The sequence below is a fragment of the Pseudoduganella ginsengisoli genome (genome assembly GCF_009720865.1).
GTDB classification, from domain to species: Bacteria; Pseudomonadota; Gammaproteobacteria; order Burkholderiales; family Burkholderiaceae_D; genus Rugamonas; species Rugamonas ginsengisoli.
Genome location: NZ_WNLA01000018.1, coordinates 94,201 through 117,601, shown reverse-complemented (window position 1 = coordinate 117,601; position 23,401 = coordinate 94,201). Strand labels below are relative to the sequence as shown.

The 23,401-nt window shown below is 60.1% G+C and carries 17 protein-coding genes; 4 read left to right on the top strand and 13 right to left on the bottom strand.

The genetic code is table 11. The features are described 5' to 3' along the window. Positions 1-67: 67 nt before the first annotated feature. The 3 genes from GM668_RS22635 to GM668_RS22625 all read right to left on the bottom strand — a co-directional run bounded on the left by GM668_RS22635 (position 68) and on the right by GM668_RS22625 (position 4,006). Positions 68-853, bottom strand: coding sequence for an SDR family oxidoreductase (locus GM668_RS22635; protein ID WP_155441226.1), 786 nt, complete (start codon positions 851-853; stop codon positions 68-70). Between the two features lie 44 nt (positions 854-897). Further along, positions 898-2,763 carry an acyl-CoA dehydrogenase gene (locus GM668_RS22630; protein ID WP_155441225.1) on the bottom strand — a complete coding sequence of 622 codons (1,866 nt, stop codon included), beginning with the start codon at positions 2,761-2,763 and terminating at the stop codon, positions 898-900. A 64-nt stretch (positions 2,764-2,827) separates the two neighbouring features. Further along, positions 2,828-4,006: an acetyl-CoA C-acyltransferase gene (locus tag GM668_RS22625; RefSeq protein WP_155441224.1), complete on the bottom strand. Its 1,179-nt coding sequence runs from the start codon at positions 4,004-4,006 to the stop codon at positions 2,828-2,830. A gap of 275 nt (positions 4,007-4,281) precedes the next feature. Here GM668_RS22625 and GM668_RS22620 point away from each other — a divergent pair, with 275 nt between their 5' ends. Next, entirely contained in the window at positions 4,282-5,988 is a 1,707-nt protein-coding gene (locus GM668_RS22620; protein ID WP_155441223.1) for an MFS transporter, read from the top strand. Between the two features lie 110 nt (positions 5,989-6,098). Here the strand turns inward: GM668_RS22620 and GM668_RS22615 are convergent, their stop codons facing one another. The 6 genes from GM668_RS22615 to eat form a co-directional block, all read right to left on the bottom strand. Next, on the bottom strand, positions 6,099-7,046 hold the full coding sequence (locus tag GM668_RS22615) for a transposase (RefSeq protein WP_170305773.1): 948 nt from the start codon (positions 7,044-7,046) through the stop codon (positions 6,099-6,101). 114 nt (positions 7,047-7,160) lie between these two features. Next, positions 7,161-10,169 (bottom strand): EAL domain-containing protein, encoded by a 3,009-nt coding sequence (locus GM668_RS22610; RefSeq protein WP_155441221.1) that lies wholly within the window; start codon positions 10,167-10,169, stop codon positions 7,161-7,163. 68 nt (positions 10,170-10,237) lie between these two features. Continuing rightward, complete coding sequence (eutC, locus tag GM668_RS22605; RefSeq protein ID WP_170305772.1) at positions 10,238-11,029, bottom strand: ethanolamine ammonia-lyase subunit EutC; 792 nt, start codon at positions 11,027-11,029, stop codon at positions 10,238-10,240. Positions 11,030-11,053: 24 nt separating this feature from the next. Further along, a complete protein-coding gene (locus GM668_RS22600; RefSeq protein WP_155441220.1) occupies positions 11,054-12,445 on the bottom strand; it encodes an ethanolamine ammonia-lyase subunit EutB in 1,392 nt (463 codons plus the stop codon). Between the two features lie 14 nt (positions 12,446-12,459). Beyond that, positions 12,460-13,248: a TorF family putative porin gene (locus GM668_RS22595; RefSeq protein WP_155441219.1), complete on the bottom strand. Its 789-nt coding sequence runs from the start codon at positions 13,246-13,248 to the stop codon at positions 12,460-12,462. A gap of 13 nt (positions 13,249-13,261) precedes the next feature. Then, positions 13,262-14,635, bottom strand: coding sequence for an ethanolamine permease (gene eat, locus GM668_RS22590; protein WP_155441218.1), 1,374 nt, complete (start codon positions 14,633-14,635; stop codon positions 13,262-13,264). A 150-nt stretch (positions 14,636-14,785) separates the two neighbouring features. Here eat and GM668_RS22585 point away from each other — a divergent pair, with 150 nt between their 5' ends. Next, on the top strand, positions 14,786-15,751 hold the full coding sequence (locus GM668_RS22585) for a helix-turn-helix domain-containing protein (RefSeq protein ID WP_155441217.1): 966 nt from the start codon (positions 14,786-14,788) through the stop codon (positions 15,749-15,751). A 55-nt stretch (positions 15,752-15,806) separates the two neighbouring features. Here the strand turns inward: GM668_RS22585 and nadC are convergent, their stop codons facing one another. The 3 genes from nadC to GM668_RS22570 form a co-directional block, all read right to left on the bottom strand. After that, positions 15,807-16,682 (bottom strand): carboxylating nicotinate-nucleotide diphosphorylase, encoded by an 876-nt coding sequence (gene nadC / locus GM668_RS22580; RefSeq protein WP_155441216.1) that lies wholly within the window; start codon positions 16,680-16,682, stop codon positions 15,807-15,809. Further along, positions 16,679-17,815, bottom strand: a complete 1,137-nt coding sequence (nadA, locus tag GM668_RS22575) for a quinolinate synthase NadA (protein ID WP_155441215.1) — start codon at positions 17,813-17,815, stop codon at positions 16,679-16,681. The genes nadC and nadA overlap by 4 nt, the downstream gene beginning before the upstream one ends. 122 nt (positions 17,816-17,937) lie before the next feature. Further along, positions 17,938-19,539, bottom strand: coding sequence for an ABC-F family ATPase (locus GM668_RS22570; protein ID WP_170305771.1), 1,602 nt, complete (start codon positions 19,537-19,539; stop codon positions 17,938-17,940). A 94-nt stretch (positions 19,540-19,633) separates the two neighbouring features. Here GM668_RS22570 and GM668_RS22565 point away from each other — a divergent pair, with 94 nt between their 5' ends. Next, positions 19,634-19,912 carry a hypothetical protein gene (locus tag GM668_RS22565; RefSeq protein ID WP_155441214.1) on the top strand — a complete coding sequence of 93 codons (279 nt, stop codon included), beginning with the start codon at positions 19,634-19,636 and terminating at the stop codon, positions 19,910-19,912. Positions 19,913-20,114: 202 nt separating this feature from the next. Then, positions 20,115-22,034 carry a DUF3857 domain-containing transglutaminase family protein gene (locus GM668_RS22560; RefSeq protein WP_155441213.1) on the top strand — a complete coding sequence of 640 codons (1,920 nt, stop codon included), beginning with the start codon at positions 20,115-20,117 and terminating at the stop codon, positions 22,032-22,034. 71 nt (positions 22,035-22,105) lie between these two features. On the opposite strand, the gene GM668_RS22555 is transcribed toward GM668_RS22560, so the two are convergent. Then, positions 22,106-23,401, bottom strand: a complete 1,296-nt coding sequence (locus GM668_RS22555; protein WP_155441264.1) for an NAD(P)/FAD-dependent oxidoreductase — start codon at positions 23,399-23,401, stop codon at positions 22,106-22,108.

Below are 23,401 nucleotides of genomic sequence, written 5' to 3'. Positions count from 1 at the left end.
AGTCAAATCCGCCATGCTTGCAGCCCGGCGGCGCCATGGCGGGTTCTACGAGCCCGCCCTACGGATTTCAGATCGCCGATACCCCGCCGTCAACGGCCAGCGTCTGGCCCGTGATGTGTTTGCCGGCGTCCGACGCCAGCAATACTACCGGGCCTTTTAAATCCTCGTCATCGCCGAGGCGGCGCAGCGGCGCTTCATTGGCCATTTTTTCTTCCCCCATGGCGGCAATCAGGCCCGCGCTCATCTTCGACGGGAAGAAGCCCGGCGCCAGCGCATTGACGGTAATGCCGTGCACTCCCCATTCACCAGCCAAGGTGCGGGTGAAGTTGATCACGGCAGCCTTGGACGTGTTGTAGGCAATGGTCAGCATGCCGGGCGGGTTGCCGGCCAGGCCGGCGATCGATGCGATGTTGATGATGCGGCCCGATTTGCGGGGGATCATCGAACGCTTGCCCACGGCCTGCGACACGAGGAAGATGCTGCGCACGTTCAGGTTCATCACCTTGTCCCATGCTTCCAGCGGGTAGTCTTCCGCCGGAGCGCCCCACGTCGCGCCCGCATTGTTGACGAGGATATCAATGTGGCCGCCGAGTTTTTCCAGTGCCGCATCGACCAGCGGTCCCACTGCCGATTCCTTTTGCAAGTCGGCGGCAATCGCATACGCGGTCACGCCATGCTTGGCCAGTTCCGCCACGGCTTCATCGAGGTCGGCCTGCTTGCGCGACGTAAGCACGACTTTCGCGCCCTGTTCGCCCAGCGCCAGCGCCATTTGCAGGCCAAGGCCGCGCGAACCGCCCGTTACCAGTGCAGTCTTGCCGGTCAAGTCGAACAACTGCTGAGTGGTGCGTGTCATCTTCAAACTCTCCTTTGGTGTTTATCGGTCGTCATGCGTGGCGATTAAAACCACGCGTCCTGCATGTCCAGCGTGGTCGTGTCGAGACTGTCGAGCAAATCAAACTGGGTATCCGTCTTCGGCAATTCCCAGCGGTAGAAATAGCGGCATGCCTGCAGCTTGCCGCGGTAAAACGCTTCATCTTCGTGCGTGGCCCCTGCATCCAGTCCTGCCTTGGCGGCAATGGCTTGCTGCAGCCACACCCACGCCACCACCACGTGGCCAACGGCTTCCAGGTAGACGCTGGCATTGGCCAGCGTCTTGTTCATGTCGCCCGCGCCGTACAGCGTGGCCGTGGTCCGTTCCACGCGGCGCAACGCGGCATCCAGTTGGCGGCCATAGTCGGCGATGCCGGCATAGTCTCCACGCGACGATTGGTCCACGGTCTTGCGCACTTCTGCCGCAAACGCTTTCAGCAGCGCGCCCTCCTGCATGGCGGCCTTGCGGCCCAGCAGGTCCAGCCCGTGGATGCCGTGCGTGCCTTCATGGATGGCATTCAAACGGTTGTCGCGGTAAAACTGTTCAACCGGGTATTCCCGCGTATAGCCATAACCGCCATGTACCTGGATCGCCAGGCTGTTCGCTTCCACACACCACTGCGACGGCCACGATTTCGTGATCGGTGTGAGGAATTCCAGCAAGCGGGACGCCAGTGCGCGCTGTTCCGGATCGGGCGCCGTGCGCTCGTCATCGACCAGCTTCGCGCTGTACAGCACCAGTCCCAGCGCGCCTTCCGCATACGCCTTCTGCGCCAGCAGCATGCGCCGCACGTCCGTGTGTTCGACTATGGCCAGCTGTGGCTGGGCCGGATCTTTATTGGCCGGGTGGCGGCCTTGCGGACGGTTGCGCGCATAATCAAGCGCGTGCAAATAACCCGTGTACCCCAAGACCGCGGCGCCGGCGCCGACGCCGATGCGGGCTTCATTCATCATGTGGAACATATTGGCCAGGCCCTGGTGCGGCTGGCCCACCAGGTAGCCGATGGCGCCCGCCTTGCCTGCCGGGGTAAATACGCCTTCGCCAAAATTGAGCAGGCAATTGGTGGTGCCCCGGTTGCCCATCTTGTGGTTCAGGCCCGCCAGCACGACGTCATTGCGCTCACCCAGCGTGCCATCGTCATTGACCAGGTGTTTCGGTACGATAAACAGGGAAATGCCTTTGACGCCGGGAATCAGCTTGCCATCCGGGCCGGGGATCTTGGCCAGCACGAGGTGCACGATATTGCCGGCCAATTCGTGCTCGCCGGCGGAAATCCACATCTTGTTGCCCTTCAGCCGGTATTGGCGTTCGCCTTCCGGTCCCGCAACGGGATCCGGTTCCGCGCGGGTCGTGATATCGGACAGGCTGGAACCGGCCTGCGGCTCGGACAGGCACATGGTGCCGAAATAACGGCCTTCCAGCATAGGCTGCACGAAGCGGCGGATCTGGTCCGGCGTGCCCGTCTTCAGCAAGGTATTCGCATTGCCGATCGTGAGGAACGCGTACGACGTGGTCGAGACATTCGCTGCAGTGAAGTACGCAGCTGCCAGCTTTTCCACGGTGACGGGCAATTGCATGCCGCCCAATTCATAATCCTGTCCAGCCGCCATCAGGCCGGCGCCGATGTAGGCGTCCAGCGCGGTTTTCACTTCAGGGATCATTTGCACTTCCAGGCATTTCGCACCTGGAATGGCATGCGGCTCGTCCGCATCCGACAGGCGGTTATGCGGCGCAAACAAGTCGGTGGCGATTTTTTCCGCCGTATCCAGCGCGGCAGTGAAGGTTTCCCGGCTGTGGTCCGCAAAGCGGGGGCGCTGCGTCAGCGCTTCCAAGTCCAGCCATTCATACAACAGGAAATCGGCGTCGCGGCGCGACAGCAGCTTCGATTGCATCGTAGGTCTCCGGAAGGTGGTGAGCGGGCGCCTTCTGCGGGCGCCCTGCGGGGGAAGGGACAGCTTAGACGACTTCGAACAGGCCGGCAGCGCCCTGGCCGCCGCCGATGCACATGGTGACCACGACATACTTCACGCCGCGGCGTTTGCCTTCGATCAGCGCGTGGCCCGTCAGGCGGGCGCCCGACACGCCATAGGGGTGGCCGACGGCAATCGCGCCGCCGTTGACGTTCAGGCGGTCCATCGGGATGCCCAGCTTGTCGGCGCAATACAGCACTTGCACGGCAAATGCTTCATTCAATTCCCACAGGCCGATGTCTTCGACTTTCAGGCCGGCTTTTTTCAGCAACTTCGGAATCGCGAACACGGGACCGATCCCCATTTCATCCGGTTCGCAGCCTGCCACAGCGAAGCCGCGGAAAATGCCCAATGGCTGCAAGCCTTTTTGTTCAGCGACCTTGGCATTCATGACGATGGCCAGCGATGCGCCATCGGAAAACTGGCTGGCGTTGCCTGCCGAGATCACGCCGCCCGGCACGGCCGTGCGGATTTTCGATACGCCTTCCAACGTGGTGTCGGCGCGGATGCCCTCGTCGGCGGAAATCGTCACTTCACGCGACACCAACTGGCCCGACGCTTTATCGGCCACGCCCATCACGGTGGTCATCGGCACGATTTCCGCATTGAACAAACCGGCTGCCTGGGCCGCCGCTGCGCGCAGCTGGCTTTGCACGCCATATTCATCCTGGCGTTCCTTGCTGATGTTATAGCGCTTGGCAACGTTTTCCGCCGTTTGCAGCATCGTCCAGTAAATTTCCGGCTTGTTTTGGTCCAGCCACACTTCCTTGAACATGTGCAGGTTCATTTCCTGCTGCACGCACGAAATCGATTCCACGCCGCCTGCCGCATAGATATCGCCTTCGCCGGCAATGATGCGCTGCGCCGCCGTGGCGATAGTTTGCAGGCCGGACGAGCAAAAGCGGTTGATCGTCATGCCGCCCGTGGTGACCGGGCAGCCGGCGCGCAGTGCAATCTGGCGCGCAATGTTGCCACCGGTTGCCCCTTCCGGATTGGCGCAGCCAATCAGCACATCTTCCACCTCGCCTGCTTCGATATTGGCGCGGCTAATCGCTGCCTGCAGCGCGTGGCCGCCCATGGTGGCGCCATGGGTCATATTAAAAGCGCCTTTCCAGGATTTGGCCAGGCCAGTACGGGCGGTCGAAACGATCACGGCATCAGTCATTGCTGTCTCCAGTATTAGGGATGTTGCTGGTTGCGATGTATTCAGAATAGCACAAATAAGCACGAGCGTTCGCAAAATTTTTTCTAACATCTTTTGAGGGGGCGCCGACCTTACAGCTGGAGTGCAGGGCCTTGAGGCCGGGCAACCACAAATTAGATATTTTGTAAGCTTCGTGTAAGTTTGAAGCAAGAATCGCGTAAGGTTCGGCGCACACACTGGGGGCAAGCTGCTGATTTAACAATTAGCGACTTTGATAACTATATTGGAGATAAATCATGGCAACTGCATCCGGCACCGCCGATATGCGCAGCGTAGGGGGCGGCAAAGCTTCTCCGATGACGCGCGAAGAAAAGAAAGTCATTTTTGCCTCGTCGCTGGGCACGGTCTTTGAGTGGTACGACTTTTACCTGTATGGCTCGCTGGCGTCGATTATCGCCAAACAATTCTTTGCCGGCACCGACCCGACCTCCGGCTTCATCTTTGCCCTGCTGGCGTTTGCGGCGGGCTTTATTGTCCGTCCGTTCGGTGCACTGGTGTTTGGCCGCCTGGGCGACATGATCGGCCGTAAATACACGTTCCTCGTCACCATCTTGCTGATGGGTTTGTCAACGTTCATCGTCGGCCTGTTGCCGGGCTATGCGGCCATTGGCATTTCCGCGCCGATCATCCTCGTGCTGCTGCGTATCGTGCAGGGCCTGGCGCTGGGCGGCGAATATGGCGGCGCGGCGACCTACGTGGCCGAACATGCGCCGCACGGCAAGCGCGGCATGTTCACGGCCTGGATTCAAACCACGGCAACCCTGGGGTTCTTCCTGTCGCTGATGGTGATCCTGGGTACCCGCCTGCTGGTGGAAGAAGAAGCCTTCAATGAATGGGGCTGGCGCATTCCCTTCCTCGTCTCCGTTCTGTTGCTGGGTATCTCCGTCTGGATCCGCCTGTCGATGAATGAATCGCCGGCTTTCGCGAAAATGAAAGCAGAAGGCAAAACGTCGAAAGCGCCGCTGTCGGAAGCGTTCGGCCAGTGGAAAAACATGAAGATCGTGGTGCTGGCGCTGCTGGGCCTGACGATGGGCCAGGCGGTGGTGTGGTACACGGGCCAGTTCTATGCGCTGTTCTTCATGCTGCAGACGCTGAAAATCGAACTGAAAACCGCAAATATCCTGATCGCCACGGCGCTGCTGCTGGCCACGCCGTTCTTTATCTTCTTCGGCAGCCTGTCGGACCGCATCGGCCGCAAGTGGATCATCCTGGGCGGCTGCCTGATCGCCGCGCTGACGTACTTCCCGCTATTCAAAGGCTTGACCCACTACGGCAACCCTGCACTGGAAGCTGCACTGAAAAACTCGCCAGTGGTGGTATTGGCTGATCCGGCATCGTGCCACTTCCAGTTCAACCCGACCGGTGAAAAGAAATTCCCGTCGTCGTGCGACATCGCCACGTCGTCGCTGTCGCAAAGCTCTGTCAACTATGCGCGCCAGGATGCGCCGGCCGGCAGCGTTGCGAAGATCATGGTGGGCGACAAGGAAGTCATGTCGCTGAACGCGACCATGACGCCGGATGGCTTGAACTTTGACGCGGACAGCAAGAAAAAAGTCGCCGACTTCAAGAAGGAGCTGGGTGGCGCCATCAAGGCCGCAGGCTACCCGTCGAAGGCAGATCCGGACGCCATCAACAAGCCAATGATGGTCTTGCTGCTGTTCGTGCTGGTGCTGTATGTGACGATGGTATACGGCCCGATTGCCGCCATGCTGGTGGAAATGTTCCCGACCCGCATCCGCTACACGTCGATGTCGCTGCCTTACCACCTGGGCAATGGCTGGTTCGGCGGCCTGCTGCCTACCACGGCATTCGCGCTGGTGGCGTTCAAGGGCGACATTTACTACGGCCTGTGGTATCCAATCGTCATCGCACTGGTGACCTTGGTGATCGGCGCCCTGTTCGTCAAAGAAACCATCCACAACGACATTTACGCAGAAGACTGAGTTCCCTGAGCGGCGTGGGTCCCCTCCTCGCGCCGCCGTTACCTTCAAGCCGCCCCGTGCGGCTTTTTTTTGTGGGGTCAGGCGTGCATTCGTGCGTTTCAACGGTGGGGTCAGGCGTGCATTCGTGCATTGGCCAGGACCGCCAACGCCCTTCCCGCCACCTCCTGCGCTGCTTCGCTGGCTTCATAGCGCATGGCAGCGCGTGACAATGTTGACGGATCGCGCGCCATCATGCGTGCCAGGGCTGTCAGGTTTCTATCGCTGCGCGTCAGTACCAGATGCGCTGCCGCCATGCGCGCATGCAGTGCATCGGCGCGGCGCGATGTGCAAATACCTTCGCCAGACATGCCGGCTGCCAGGCACACGGCATTCACGATTTCTTCCGCCGAGAATTGCTCCATAGCCGGCGCGTCCCTGAATGCTTTGCGTTCCATGCGATGAGCGAATAATTCATCCCCGAGAATTGGCACCTTTTGATTGCCCCGCTCGAAATCCAGCGGTGACATCATCTTTTCAGGCATGCCCATAAATGTGCGGTATGCCTTCCGGGCCCGCTGGGGCCGGTCGCTGAAGCGCGCAAGCACAGGCGCCGTATCCAGCCATGGCGGCGCGGCGATTTCACCAACGTAGGCGCGGTGGCTGCTCCAGGCCCACGCGTCAGGCGTATCCACCAGCTGCGCGCGCACGGGATTCATGTGGATATAGCGCACCAGTTGCAGCAAATAGCTGTCTGAATCGATCAGGATGGCCTTAAAGCGCCCCTGGAACAGATGGCCCACGCGCTGGTAGCGCCAATTGAAATAGCCGGCGTAGCGGAAACTCAGGTTTTGTATCGCGCTTGACAGCGGTACCTTGCCAACCTGGACAGCAGCATGGATGTGATTCCCCATCCAGCAATAGCCAAGCAGCTGGTAGTGGAAACGGCTGGAGCCTTCTTCAATCAAATCCTCCAGCCGGTATCGATCCTTATCGTCATGAAAAATCGGCTGGCGGTTATTGCCTCGCAAGATAACGTGGTACAGCCCGCCAGCAACGTGGATGCGGAGTTTGCGTGCCATGGTGGATCTCCTCACGTAAGTGATAGCTCCACCATACGCCGCAGCCGCGCGGCGAGTTTGAAGCGGCGCAGAACGAGTGCATGAATGCACGCCTGACCCCATGGGGGGAATACATCAATGCACGTCTGACCCCACACGGAACGCTTCGTGGATGCAGGCGCGCAGTTCGTCGTCGTTCCAGGGTTTCGGGAAGAAGCGGTAGATGGCGCCGCGGTTGATGGCGTCGATGACGGGGCCCAGGTTCGTGTAGGGGGACAGGATGATGCGGACCGTGGCGGGGTGCAGGTCTTTTACGCGCGCCATAAAATCCACGCCTGTCGTATCCGGCATATCCTGGTCTGACAGAATCACTTGCACGGGATTGTTGGCCAGCAGTTTGAGCGCATCCGTTGCGTTGGTGGCGGCCAGGATTTTATAGCCGTCCTGGCGCAGCGCGCGGTTCAGGGCGCGCACGACATGCGGTTCGTCGTCCAGCAATAAAATCGTGCGCAGGGGTTCGCCATGGTCCGTCAATGCCAGGCGGCGGCCGGATTGCAGCAGCGCAGCCAAGGCATCGGCCGGCACGGGACGGCTATACAGGAAGCCCTGCATCGCTTCGCAGTGGCGGCGGCGCAGGTAATTCATTTGCTCTTCCGTCTCCACGCCTTTCGCAATCACGGCAAAGTGCAGGCTGTGCGCCAGCGCGATGATAGCGTTGCACGCCGCCGCATCATCCGGCACCGTCACGATTCCCCGCACGAACGTTTCATCGATCTTCACGTGATCGACCGGCAGCCGCCGCAACTGGTTCAACGACGAATAGCCGGCGCCGAAATCGTCCAGCGCAATCCGCACCCCCAGTTCATGCAGCGACCGCAGTGCCGCCACCGAATTTTCCACGTCGCGCATCAACGCGCTTTCCGTGATTTCCAGTTCCAGCGCTTTTTCCGGCACGTGGTGCCGCTGCAATGCGGACCGCACGGTATCGGCCAGGCCACCATGGTGGAACTGGCGCGCGCTCAGGTTCAATGCGACCGGCGGCACGTGCACACCGGCAGAACGCCATGCGTTCAACTGCTGGCAAACCGTATCAATGGCCCATGCGCCAAACGCAGGCGCCAGCCCCACTTCCTCAGCCACCTTCAGGAATTCCGATGGCGCCAGCACGCCGCGCGACGGATGGCGCCAGCGCAGCAGCGCTTCCACGCCCGTCACGGAACCGGTCACCAGGCTGCATTGCGGCTGGTAGTGCAATTCCAGTTCGCCGCGCGCCAGCACGCCATGCAATTCCGCTTCCATCGCCAGCCGCGCCGCCATCCGTGTATTGGTTTCTTTGGCATAAAAACGCCACGTATTGCCGCCCTGCCGCTTCGCTTCCTGCACGGCCAGCCCCGCATGGCGCAGCATGGCGTCATGGTCGCCGCCATCGTCCGGATGGATCGCGATCCCCACGGAGACTTGCGGCGCGCAGGCTTTGCCGCCCACCTGCAACGCATCCGCCAGCGACGACACGAAGCGCGACGCCGCTTCCGCAGCATTTCCGGAACCGGCGATGGCAGGCAGCACGGCGATGAATTCATCGGCCCCTGCCCGCGCCAGCAGCGCATGGTGGCCGCATGCCTGCTGCAGGCGCTGCGCCACGTGCATCAGCAACTGGTCGCCGACATCGCGGCCCAGCGTGTCATTGACTTCACGGAAGCGGTCGATATTGACGTGGATGGCCGCCATTTTGCGGTGCGCGTCATGGGCCATCGCCGCATGTGGCGCCAGGTGGCGCCGCAGCATGGTCAGCGTGGCCAGCCCCGTCAAGCCATCATAGTTCGTATGGTGCGCCAATTCATCTTCGACTTGCTCGCGCAGCGCGTGGTCGCGCCGGCTGGCAATGCCGAACGCCAGGTCATCGGCCAGGTCTTGCAGCAGCTTGATCTCGTCTTCAGTCAATACTTTCGCGTCCGCCGCATACAAGCCCAGCACGCCAAACGCGCCATGGCTATCCATCAAAGGCAGTGCAATACACGCTTCAACACCATGCGGCGGCGCCACGGATTTCCACGACGTGAACACCAGGTCGCCATGCATGTTTTTACACAGTAGCATGCGGCGCTGCTGGATTGCCGTGCCAAAGCCGCCCTGCTTATGTACATCCGTGCCCCAGCTCAGTTGCAGCGCATCGATATACGCCCGGTCCGTCCCGGCATGGGAGACAGGTTCAATGCTGTTACCCTCGTCATCGCGCGCATACCCCACCCAGGCAATCCGGTAGCCGCCAAGCTCCGCCAAATGGTGGCAAATCGCATCCGTCAACGCCGCTTCGCCCGGCGCCTTGACCAGCGAGCGGCTGCATGCGGAAAGCAGTGCCCACGCGCGCTCAACGCCTTCCAGCCGCGCGATACGCTCTACTTCGCGCTCCGCCGCTGCCAGCGTTTCTTCAGCAATGCTGTTCATTGACCGCACCAGCACGTCCAGTTCGCTGGCGCTGTCCGCCGGTGCATGCATATGGCGCGCCCGCGCGCCAGGGCGGGCATGGGCGCCGCCATGGCGGAAATTGCCTGCCGCGATATCGCCGGCAAACGCAATGCACTCGCGCAGCGTGCCATCGATACCGCGTGTAATGTCCCTTGCCAGCACCATCCCGCCAGCCGCGGCCAGGACAGGCGCCAGCAACAGCACGGCCAGCGCCACATTGCTGGCGGTATCCGCACTGTGCCGGGCGCGCGCCGCCGCACGGGCGGCGGCAACAGCGACTTTGTCCAGCAATGGCGCCAGCGGCGCCGCGCCGGGCTTACCGGATTCATGGTCATACGTCGCCAGGCTGACCGCCTGCGCTGCGGCGCGCACCGCGCCATCGTCACTGAGCAGGGCAACATCGCGCATGTGCGCCCGCAAGGCCGCCAGCGCCGCGCGGTGCGCGTCCGGCGCTCCGCCGGCTTGCCGCAGCAATGTGGTACTTTGATTGACCAGTTCCGCCACCCGCCCATCTTCCGTGGCGGCCGACTGCCACATGGAGACGGCCGCCAAATGCATGGCCAGCGCCAGCAAGGCGGCAGCGCCCATCGGCACGGCAACGACAGCAATGGCAGTGCGCAGCCTGGCCGCGAGGCTCAGCCGGGCCAGGCGTGCATGGAAGTCAGCAAGGGTGGCCATGGACAGCTCCTTCACATAGGTGGCGCCCGCAGATACCCCCTCATCTTACGCTGATTCCTGTTTCCAGCCTACAACAAAAAGCGCACGCTATCCTGTTGCGCGACACCCGGCGCCGCCCCCGTCTCATCTTTTAATTCCACGCCGGACAAGCCGCGCCGCCGTGCTTCCGACAGCAAATAGTGCAGCTTGTAAGCCGCATCGCCATACACCAGTCCTTCGGGTCGGACGTTGGAAATACAATTGCGCGCGGCGTCCGTCAATCCCACCCTGGGCTGCCACGTCAAATACAGTCCCATGCTGTCCGGTGAACTCAAGCCGGGCCGTTCACCAACCAATACCACGACCGCCCGCGCCGCCAGCAATTCACCCACCTCGTCTCCGACAGCCACCCGGCCCTGGCTGACCAGCACCACGGGCCCGATGCGCCACGGCTCCGCCGCCAGGCGCTGCACCATGGCTTGTAAAAATGGCAGCGCATGCCGTTCAATCGCCAGCGCCGACAAGCCATCAGCCACCACGAATACCACTTCATATGGCATTGCAGGATGCGGGCGCTGCTGCAGCATCTGGCGCGATTCGGCATCGAGCCGCCGCCCCAGATCCGGCCGCTGCAGGTAAATGCTGCGGTCCGGCGCAGCACTGTGCAGGCAAAGCACTTCCATTCCTTCTTTGGCAAGCGCGTGCGCCAGTGCCGCTGCATCGAGCGCCAGGTGCACGGCGTCGCGCGCCTGCGCGTGGGCCAGTTGGAAATCCAGCTGCGGCGCCGTAGGCTGGCTGACACCCGCGCGGCCCAGTGCAATGCGCGCCGCGGTGAACTGGCGCAAAGCCTGCCAGGGATTGTGCGTAACCGGTTTGCTCACTGATTCGCCTCCATGAAGTTCCTTTTACGCCAACCGCAGCAGCGCGCCCTGGAATGGCGCGGGCACGGCCTGCCCCAGCGTAATGTAATCGTCTGCCGTGAAAATCTGCATTTCCTTCAGCCACGCTTCGAATTCCGGCGCCGGTTTTAATCCCAGCACGCGGCGCGCATACAGCGCATCATGGAACGACGTGGTCTGGTAATTAAGCATGATGTCGTCCGATCCCGGTATGCCCATGACAAACGTGCAGCCAGCCGCCCCCAGCAACGTCAGCAGCACATCCATGTCGTTCTGGTCCGCTTCCGCGTGGTTGGTATAGCATACGTCGCAGCCCATCGGCAATCCGAGCAGCTTGGCGCAGAAATGGTCTTCCAGCCCGGCGCGGATGATTTGCTTGCCGTCGTATAGGTATTCCGGGCCGATAAACCCCACGACCGTATTGACCAGCAGCGGGGAAAAGCGCCGCGCCACCGCATAAGCGCGCGCTTCGCACGTTTGCTGGTCCATGCCATGGTGGCCATTGGCGGACAAGGCACTGCCCTGTCCCGTTTCAAAATACATCACGTTATTGCCGACAGTACCCCGTCCCAGCGACAGCGCCGCCTGCTGCGCTTCCGCCAGCAGGGACAGCGTGACGCCAAAACTCGCATTGGCCGCTTCCGTGCCGGCAATTGATTGGAATACCAGGTCCACCGGCGCACCGCGGTCGATGGCGGCAATGGTGTTGGTCACGTGCGTCAGCACGCACGATTGCGTGGGTATGCCATAACGGGCAATGACTTCGTCCAGCATACTGACGATGCGCACCACCTGCGGCACGTTATCCGTGGCGGGGTTGATACCGATGACAGCATCGCCGCTGCCATACAGCAAACCATCGAGCACGCTCGCGGCAATGCCGGAAGCGTCGTCGGTCGGATGGTTGGGCTGCAAGCGGGTGGACAGGCGGTCTTTCAAGCCGATGGTATTACGGAATGCCGTCACCACGCGGCACTTCTTCGCCACCAGGATCAAGTCCTGGATGCGCATGATTTTCGACACGGCGGCCGCCATTTCCGGCGTGATGCCGGGCGCAGCACAGGCCAGCGCCGCTTCATCCGCTTCATCGCTGAGCAGCCAGTTGCGGAAGTCGCCCACCGTCAAGTGCCGCAGCGGCGCAAACGCGCGCTCATCGTGGCTGTCGATGATGAGCCGCGTGACTTCATCGGTTTCATAGGGCACCAGGACATCGTTGAGGAAGGCGCCCAGCGGCAGCGCCGCCAACGTCATTTGCGCCGCCACCCGCTCTTCCGCGCTGGTGGCCGCCACACCGGCCAGGTAATCGCCGGAACGGGCCGGCGTGGCTTTGGCCATCAAGTCTTTCAAGTCGCGGAAGCCGTAGCTGCGGCTTCCGACCCTGTGCGTGAACTGGTGCATTGCCGGCCTCCCGTTCAAAAATTGCGCGCCAGGGTGACCTGCACGCGCTTGCCCACCACCCGCTTGCCGCTGCCGTCCGCATTGAAGAACACCCACAGCGGCAAGGCGCCGTCATGCACTTTGCCATTGTTGTAGATGGCCGCGCCGCACAAAGCCCAGTTACCCCACGTCTGCGTCACGCCTGCCTTCACATCGGTAAAGCTGTACATGCCCAAATGCCGCACGGTCTGCCGCCCGATGTGCAGGTTGGCCGCCAGCCCCGGCGCCAGTTCCGGGTTCCAGTTGGCTTCCACATAGGTGGTGCCGCGGGTATCGGCGACCTTGCCGGAATACGGATTGACCGCGTAGCCGAACCAGTGGCTGCTGACAGTAACCCAGCCATAGGCATTGAAACTGCCACGGTTCCAGCCCAATTTTACATCGGCCGTGTGGTAGCGTATGGTCTGCGTTCCCGCAACATACCGGGCGCCCGGATACCAGTATGTCACCACCCCCGCATCGATATTGCTTTGCTCATCGAGCACATGGCGGTAGCCGCCATACAGGTCGATTTCCGCGCCATCGCCATTGTTATACGCCGCATGCGACACGCCGGAACCAAACATGCCCGCATAGGCGCCGCCGCGGTGCGCAAATTCCACCGTCGCTTGCGCCGTGGGCTTGCCCTGTGTTTGCGATACGCCGCGGAATACATAGTCGGACAGCAACGTCACGTTGCCGGTTTCCGTCCACGCCGGAGTTTCTTCCGCATGGGCGGCGAACGCGCAAGCCATACCGGCCATCATTGCAAAAACGTATTGCATAAAAAAGTTCCTTTCAGGCTGCAGCGGCCAGCTTTGCGCGGTTGCCGCGGGTCAGGTGGAATACGCCGTAGCCGGCCAGCAGCAAGCCCGCAAAGATCAGCGCAACGAGGAAGTTGTAGTACACCATGGTGGCCATGCAGACGACGGCGCCAGCCAGTGCAAACAGCGGGAACCATGGATACAGCGGCGTACTGAATGGCCTGGCCATGCGGGGCTCCGTACGGCGCAGCTTGAACAGGGCCAGCATGCTGATGATGTACATCGTAATGGCGCCGAAGACGGACATCGTGACGATGTTGGCCGTCAGCGTCTGGCCGCCGATCTTGATCAACTCATCGCTGTAGATGGCGGCAATGCCCACCACGCCGCCAGCCAGCACGGCCAGGTGCGGCGTATTGAAACGGGGATGGATTTTTGCGAAAACGTGCGGCAGGTAGCCTTCGCGGGCCAGTGCAAAAATCTGCCGCGAATAGCCGAGGATAATGCCGTGGAACGACGCCACCAGCCCGAACAGCCCCAGCCAGACCAGCATGTGCAGCCAGCCGCTGTTGTCGCCCACGATCATTTTCATGGCTTGCGGCAGCGGATCGTTGATGTTGGCCAGCTTGGTCCAGTCGCCCGCGCCGCCTGCAAACAGCATGACACCGATGGCCAGCGCCACCAGCGTCAGGATGCCCGTGACATACGCCACCGGAATCGAGCGGCGCGGATCCCTGGCTTCTTCGGCAGCCATGGCGACGCCTTCAATGGCCAGGAAAAACCAGATGGCGAATGGAATCGCGGCAAACATGCCGGGGATGGCCGCCAGGCTGAAGCTGTCCTGTCCGGACCAGCCGCCCTTCGTAAAAGCCGCCAGCGTAAAGCCCGGCGCCACCACGCCCATAAAGACCAGCAATTCAAAGATTGCCAGCAATGCCAGCAGCAATTCCAGGGTGGCGGCAATTTGTACGCCAACGATATTGAGCGCCATGAAGATCACATACGCGCCGGTGGCCGCCACCTTGGGATCCAGCGCGGGAAATTGCACATTCAAATACGCGCCGATTGCCAGCGCGATAGCAGGTGGCGCGAACACGAATTCCACCAGGGTGGCCGCGCCCGCGATATAGCCGCCCACCGGGCCGAACGCCCGCTTGGCATACGCGAACGGGCCGCCCGCGTGGGGAATCGATGTCGTCAGTTCCGTAAAACTGAAGATAAACGTCATGTACATGGCCGCGATAAAGATGGCCGTGACGGTGAAGCCCAGCGTGCCGGCCGTGGCCCAGCCATAACTCCATCCAAAGTATTCACCCGATATCACCAGCCCGACGGCAATGCCCCAAAGCTGGAAAGTGGTCAGTGTCTGCTGCAGCGCCGGCGCGGTGCCGGATTGGTTCGCGTTCATATATGCTCCCGGTGTTGGATACTGGTATGAATGTTGCTGGATTCGAGTATAGGAGCCGTGTTACAGCGGCCGTTATCGAAAATCGGCAATCTTGGCGCCCGCCGTAAAAACAAAACAACAAGGGAAAATGCTATGCACCAGAATGTAACAATGGACACCGGACATGCTCCGATTTCGCACAGCGCCCACGTGTTCCGCACCGTCCTGACACACGACGCGGATGAGCTGGCGCGCAATTTGACGGACTGGGAACAGTGCTACGACCAGATGACGGCCGGCGCATTCCATGGCGCCTTGTCGGAATTGCGCCTGCCGCGCATGCAAGTGTTCCGCGAGGAAATCAGCCAGTCAGTACGGCAAACTTGCCGTGTGTGGCCCGATGCACTGTGGTTTGGTTTTCCCGCCCAGGGTCACGGCATCCGCATCAATGGCCGTCCGCTCGATGACGGCGCGGTGATGGTGCGGCCAGGCGGCAGTGAATTTGAATTGCTGACGCCCAGCAGCCACGCGATTTATGGCATGGTCGTGTGCCGCGGCATGCTGGCGCAAGCCGCGCTGCGCAGCGCGTGCGCTATCGACTGGGACCGGATGCAAAAAGCCGAAGTATTGCGCGTCGATCCGGAGGCGCGCATGGCGTGCATGGAAGCCGTAGCGTCCGCACTGGCGCTTGGCGGAAGCCATGAAGGCAGTGGCGGCACGCTGCCCGCCGGCACCGAACACCACTTGATGGCGGCGCTGCTGGGCGCGCTTGATTGCAGTGGCATCGAACCGGAAGCCGCGCAAAGTTTCCAGCGCCGCCAACGCGTGGTGGCCCGGGTACGCGACTACATCATGGCGCACCGCGACCAGCCGCTCACCGTACCGGACCTGTGCGCAATTGCCCATGTGAGCCGCCGCACCTTGCAATACTGTTTTGAAGATGTGCTGGGCATGAGCCCCACTCTGTACTTGCGGCGCGTGCGTTTAAATGGCGTGCGCCGCCAGCTGCAAGACCCTGCCGCGCGCCGTGAACCCATCGGCGCCGTGGCGGCGGCATGGGGCTTTGGCAGTTTCAGCCAGTTTTCCAGCGATTACCGCAAACTGTTTGGCGCCAGCCCGTCCGCGGCGCGCATGTAAAAACGGCGCAGGCCCGTTACTGGCGCCTGCGCCGCCTGATGTGCAGCGTGATGGCTTAGCCGATCACACGCAGCGAAAAGTCCACCGCGCGGATGTCTTTCGTCAGGCTGCCGATCGAGATGCGGTCCACGCCGGTTTCCGCGATGCCGCGCACGGTATCCATATTGACGCCGCCCGAACCTTCCAGCAGTGCGCGGCCCGCATTGATGGCCACGGCCTTGCGCATCATGTCCAGGTCGAAGTTATCCAGCAAGATCGACGTGGCGCCTGCTTCCAGCGCTTCATTCAATTCTTCCAGGTTTTCCACTTCGACCTGGATCGTGACTTCGGGGCGGTCGCCCGCCACGCGCCGCGCCGCCACCATGGCAGCAGTGATGCCGCCAGCGGCCGCGATATGGTTTTCCTTGATCAGGATGCCGTCGTACAGCGCCAGCCGCTGGTTGCAGCCGCCACCTACGCGCACCGCATACTTTTGCGCCAGGCGCATGCCCGGCAGCGTTTTGCGCGTATCGAGGATTTTCGCATTCGTGCCAGCCACCACGTCCACGTATTTGCGCGTGGCCGTCGCCACAGCCGACAGCAGCTGCATGAAGTTCAGCGCGGAACGCTCCGCCGTCAGCAGCGCGCGCGATGGCCCGGCGATCGTGCATACGGGCGTATCGGCCTTCATCATGTCGCCTTCCGCGTAATGCCACTCAATGGCAATCGATGCATCGACGGCTTTCATGACGCCCTCAAACCACGGGGCGCCAGCCAGTACCGCATCTTCGCGCACGATGACGCGCGCCTTTGAACGGCCATCAGGAGGCACCAGTTCGCCCGTCAAGTCGCCCGAACCCACATCTTCCAGCAGGGCTGCCAGCAAGTTTTGTTCAAATGCGCGCGTCAGCGCATCGTCAAACGGCGCAAAGCGGTTAATCAATGTACTCATGCCGGACCAATCCCCTTGAACAGCGCACCTTCCTTGGCCAGGTCGGCCGAAGGAGCCACCTTGGCTTTCTTGGCAGCGGCGAAGTCCAGCATGCGGTTGATGGAATTGACGGCCTCTTTGCCTATGGCGGGATCCACATGGATTTCATTGCCCCTGTTTTCAAGCACATCCGCCAGGTTTTTCAAGCCATTCATGGCCATCCACGGGCAGTGCGCGCAGCTCTTGCACGTGGCGCTGTTGCCGGCCGTTGGCGCTTCGATAAACGTTTTGCCGGGTGCTGCGGCGCGCATCTTGTGCAGGATGCCGTTGTCGGTGGCGACGATGAACGTGTCGGCGTCCATTTCCACGGCCGCCTTGATCAATTGCGACGTGGACCCGACCACGTCGGCCTGCTCCACCACGTTCGACGGCGATTCCGGGTGCACCAGCACTTTCGCGTGCGGGTACTCGGCTTTCAGCAAGTCCAGTTCCACGCCCTTGAATTCATCGTGCACGAGGCACGAACCCTGCCACAGCAGCATGTCGGCGCCGGTCTGCTTCTGGATGTAGGAACCCAGGTGCTTGTCCGGCGCCCACAGGATTTTCTTGCCCTGTTCGTGCAGGTGCTTGACGATATCGAGGCCGATGGCCGACGTCACCATCCAGTCGGCGCGCGCTTTGACGGCGGCGCTGGTGTTGGCGTACACCACGACGGTACGGTCGGGATGCTGGTCGCAGAAGGCGGCGAATTCGTCGGCCGGGCAACCCAGGTCGAGCGAGCACGTCGCGTCCAGGTCCGGCATCAAAATGGTTTTTTCCGGGCTGAGGATTTTCGCGGTTTCACCCATGAAACGCACGCCGGCCACCACCAGCGTCTTGGCTGGGTGGTCGCGGCCGAAACGGGCCATTTCCAGCGAGTCCGATACGCAGCCGCCAGTGGCTTCGGCCAGGTCTTGCAAGTCGGCGTCAACGTAGTAGTGCGCCACCAGCACGGCGTCGCGCTCTTTCAGCAGGCGCTTGATGCGGGCGATCAGTTCCGTGCGTTCTTCCGCGGACGGCGTCTCTGGCGTACGGGCCCACGCGCGGGCGACGCAGCTGCCGCCTTCTTGCGGGTGTTCGTATTCAATAGGCTTGATAGCTAAGTTCTGTTGCATGATGCTAAGGCTTTAAGAACAAGGAGATGGCGACACTATCGCACAATGCGCCAATGTCTGCCGGACCCCGTAAAACAAAGGGCGCCAACCCTGCAGTTGGCGCCCCGCTACGCTCAGGACAATCAGGCGATGCCCTGGCTGGTCAAGTACTCTTCATAGTTGCCGCTGAAGTCGACAATGCCGTCTTCCTTGATTTCAATGATGCGGTTCGCCAGCGACGACACGAATTCACGGTCGTGCGACACGAAGATCAGGGTGCCGGCGTATTTTTCCAGCGCGATGTTCAGCGATTCAATCGATTCCATGTCCATGTGGTTGGTCGGCTCGTCGAGCAGCAGCACGTTGTGGCGGCCCAGCATCAGCTTGCCGTACATCATGCGGCCCTTTTCACCACCGGACAGCACTTTCACGGATTTCTTGACTTCATCACCGCCAAACAGCAGGCGGCCCAGGATGGAACGCACGGCCTGGTCGTCGTCGCCTTCCTTGGTCCACTGGCCCATCCAGTCGGTCAGATTTTCACCGCCCGCAAATTCCTCGGTCGGATCTTGCGGCATGTAGCCGACATTGGCGTTTTCCGCCCATTTCACGATGCCGGTGTCGGACGACAGGCCGGTGATGTCCTGGCCGCCAATGCAGCGCAGCAACGTGGTTTTACCAGCACCGTTGGCGCCAATGATGGCAATGCGCTCGCCCGCTTCGACCATGATGGAGAAGTTCTTGAACAGCTGGCGGTCGTATTTTTTCGACAGGTTTTCCGTTTCCACGGCCAGGCGATGCAATTTCTTTTCGCCTTCGAAGCGCACGAATGGATAGGCGCGCGACGATGGTTTGATGTCGTCCACCTTGATCTTGTCGATTTGCTTGAGGCGCGACGTGGCCTGGCGGGCTTTCGACTTATTCGCCGAGAAGCGGCGCACGAAGTCTTGCAGTTCCGCGACCTTTTCCTTGGCCTTCGCATTGTTGGCCAATTGCTGGTTGCGCGCCTGCGTCGACGCCAGCATGTAGTCGTCGTAGTTGCCAGGGTAAATCTTCAGCGTGCCGTAATCCATGTCGGCCACGTGCGTGCACACCTGGTTCAGGAAGTGACGGTCGTGGGAAATGATGATCATGGTGGAGTTGCGCTCGTTCAGCACATCTTCCAGCCAGCGGATCGTGTTGATGTCCAGGTTATTGGTCGGTTCGTCCAGCAGCAGGATGTCCGGATCCGAGAACAGCGCCTGGGCCAGCAGCACACGCAGTTTCCAGCCTGGCGCCACAGCGCTCATCGGGCCCTGGTGCAAATCGATCGCCACGCCTACGCCCAGCAGCAACTCGCCTGCGCGCGCTTCGGCCGTGTAGCCGTCGTATTCAGCGACTTTGCCTTCCAGCTCGGCCGCGTGCATGTAATCGTCGTCGGTGGCGTCCGGGTTCGCGTAAATCGCGTCGCGCTTGGACATTGCATCCCACATTTCCGTGTGGCCCATCATCACGACGTCCAGCACGCGCATGTCTTCATACGCAAACTGGTCCTGGCGCAGCTTGCCGAGGCGCTCGTTCACGTCCAGCGAAACGTTGCCGGCCGATGGTTCCAGGTCGCCGCCCAGGATTTTCATGAAAGTCGACTTGCCGCAGCCGTTTGCGCCAATCAAGCCGTAACGGTTGCCGTCGCCAAACTTGACGGAAATATTTTCAAACAGCGGCTTGGCGCCGAATTGCATCGTGATGTTTGCGGTAGATAACACGTGAAGTGGTTCCTAGTTGCGGTGAATTCAGTAACCTTACATTCTACCATGGGGGTGCCCCCGTTAGTTGTTGACTTGGAGCGGACCCGATGAAATGACAGTCAAGCAGCATAAATTTGAACAGTTGCGGGATCAGCCGAGCCCGCATCGTCACTTCGGTGGGAAATGGCGGCCTCCCGCCGCGCTCGCGGCCCGGCCCATGCGCCGCTTTACCGACGTTGCAGCCATGGCCGCAATGTCGACATGCCTCAACGTATCGCCGATGCTTAATCCCGCTTACTTCACCCTGGCAGCCAAAGAGCTCATCAACGCGACATCGTCCAGCTTTATGCATGCGCTCATGTTCACGACGCCGGTTTTCAAGATCCCTTAGAAAACTAATTGAGACAATTTCAACCAGAAATGTTTTCAATTTAATAATTTTAATATAGAATAATGCTTAATTATTAATTGCCGGAATTGGTCGCGTCATTTTTTAGTGAGAGTATGCGTGTTTTGAAAGTGACGGGGCTTGCTACCGTGTCAGCAGGGAGCCATTGATGGCCGCACGCTCACATCTTCGCATGCAATAAAATATGTTAAAAATAGCCAAGAAAACAGATTTAAAATTAAAGAGTTGGTTAGGCATTCTACTGTTTATGCCCCTCTCATGTGTTTTTGCGGAAGATAAGAAAGCAGAGACAACCCTCTATCGGGATAATGTAACGTATGTTTTGCAAAGGGATGGCCGCTTTGATATGGTCCGGGAGTTGCTTTGGCAGATCAATACGACGGCAGCGATATCTAAGAATCGGGAACAAACCATAGTTTTTGATGTCAAGAATGAAAAGGCAGAAGTTTTGGAAGCATATATAGAACGCCCAGATGGGAGGCGCCACCGTATATCTGCTTCTGCAGCTTGGGTGTCCAAACTACCAAACTCCGAAGACATTATCCGATTCCGTGACAAAAGGAATTTTCATGTTCCATTTAAGAATATTCATGTCGGGGACAGAATTTATTCTCGGGTTCGCACAACAACCATAGGAAAACCAGCATTAGAGGGGAATTTTTTTGGAACGTGGCTGGCTTACACACCTGAAGTAGCCCCCGCTGAGTTTTCCGTCACCATCGACCGGCCGCAGGATATGCCTTTATATAGTGAGGCACGCGGCTTTCGCCAAGTACCGCGTTCGGCATCACCAGGCAGAACCGTTTCAAGTTGGCAATTCGATGGCGGCGTCAACAGCTATATGGAAATGGGATCTGCTAACCGTACCGCATATCGCGATCTTTTGCATGTTTCCACATTTGAAAACTATGCCGCTGTCGCTCGTTTATATGAAGAACATGCGAGCAAGCAGATTAAATTCGATGCACAAGTGGCCAATTTGGCTCGCACCATCGTCGCAGGCTTGAATGATCCGCGCAGCAAAGCACTCGCGATTCATACGTGGATACGAAAGCATATTCGATATCGTGCAATATATTTCGACAGCAATAGCATGTTGCCCTCTTATGCTTCCGGGACTATTTTGCGCCACCGCTCCGGAGACTGCAAAGACCATGCTATTTTGATGCAGGCAATGCTGGATGCTGTCGGGATCGAAAGCACGTCTGTATTGATCAACTGGGGTGATGATATTTATACGTTGCCCCATGTGGCTTCGATGCATTTTGGCCACGTTATTTCATATATTCCTGCACTTGATCTATACCTGGATGCGACCAGCAAAGATATTGAAGGCGGTTACTTACCTGTCGACCAACTGGATAAGCCTACTTTACTGACGCGCAGTGGAGAAATCGGCCATACGCCTGCGCGTCAGGACGGTCAGATCAATAAGCAATTTGACGTCCGCATCCTTTCGGATGGTTCGGCCACATTCAACTATTATGTCAATAATTCTGGCTATTGGGGTGAATCGCGCCGCGCCGTGGTCCGTGATACACCACAGTCCCGGCCCGGTAGTTGGTTGCAATTCATCTTGCAGCAGCGAGGCTGGTCAGGTTCAGCGCAGGAATACTTTGATGCCCCGCAGGCGTACAATGGCGACTTCCACTTTCGATACACGGACGGGAAGGTCAAGCCCTTCCTGCCGAAGGATGGACAAGCGGCAATCGATGCCAGCAGCGCACTTTGGGAAGACATCCGCATTCTGGTCCAGGGCTATGCAGTCGACGCGACACGCGTCCAGCCATTCCGATGCCTGCAAAGCAATATTGTTGAACGCGCCAACTATAAGCTTCCTGGCTCAATCGAAGTGGTGGCCTTACCTGATGATCTTTCGATTGAAAATGACTACTTTCAATATCGCGCCCATTATGAGCGTACGGCGACAGGGCTGATTATCGAACGCCATTTACGTAGCGAACAGGCAGGAAAACGGCTCTGCACACCGGAGGAATTTGCTCAAGTGGCCGACGCAGTAGCCTCCATGGCAAAGGATGTGAGCAGCAAAATCGTCTTACAGATCAATAAAAAACAGGTCAATGGATGGTGTCCCTCGACGTGAAGTGTAAAGACTGCGCCGGAGCTGACATGAGGGGGCTACCATTGACCATCCATATCTAAACAATAACCAGCTTACTGCCGCATCCAGTCACGCAATTCGTAATACCAATATGTCAACTGCGCCGCCACCAGCCCCGCCGGGCCGCCGGTGGTGGGCAAACCCCACTGCTTAAAGCGCGACAAATCCACGGATTGCCCCGTCAGCGCGGCAGCCAGCACTTCGCCGGACAATGTGGTCGGCCCCACCCCATGCCCGCCAAAGCCCATGCCATACCAGATCCCTTCCGGCAAACGGCCCAGTTGCGGCATCTTGTGGCGGCCATAACTCATCATGCCGCTCCACGCATACTCGACTTTCGTGCCCGCCAGTTGCGGATACACTTTCAGCATGTCGCCATACAACAGCCGCGCCACGTCGGCCGCGCCCTTGTCGAAGATGGAAATCCTACCGCCCCACAGCAGCCGCGAGTCCGGCAGCGGGCGGTAATAGTCGAACGCAAACCGCGTATCGTAAATCGCCGCATTGGTATTGACCGCCTGCGCGATGCGCTCGCCCAGCGGTTCCGTCACCATCACGTAGGTGGCAATCGGTAATATCGCGCCCGCCAGCTTTGGATACAGGCGTTCGATATAGCCGCCGCAGCACACAACGACGTGGCGCGCCAGAACTTCACCCGAGCCCGTTGCAATGCGCCAGCCCGTCGCGTCCGTGCCGGTTTTAGCGATGGAACGCACCCGGCTTTGCTCATGCACACGCACGCCGCCCACCGCCAGCGCGCGCGCCAGGCCCTGCGCATATTTCAGCGGATGGAAGTGAAAGGCATTTTCTTCAAACAATGCGCCGAAATAGCGTTCGCTGCGGGACTTTTCCGTGAAATCCGCTTTCGACACGCGCTGCCATTCGACACCCAGCGCATCGCGCATGAAGCGCTGCTGCTGGTCGAGAATCGCATCATCATCAAACCAGTTGGCCAAATAAATGCCGCCATCGACGGCATCGCAATCGATGCGGTAATCGCGGATGCGGCGGCGGATGGTGTCGACCGCGTCCAGCGTCAAGCGGTACAGCTTGCGGCCTTCATCCGGGCCGGCCGACGCCACCAGCGAGCGCTCGCCCAGCGAATAACCGCCAAACACAAAGCCGCCATTGCGCCCGGACGCGCCATGGCCCACCGTTTCCGCTTCCAGCACGACGACGTTGCGCAGCCCCTTTTCCATCAGCGATGCGGCCGTCGCCAGCCCGGCAAAGCCGCCGCCGATAATACAAATATCGGCATCCACGCTGCCTGCCAGCGCGGCAAAACCGTCATGGCTGGCCGTTGCGCGGTAATAGCTGAGTTCCGCCAGCGCGCGGCTGCCGTCAGCCAT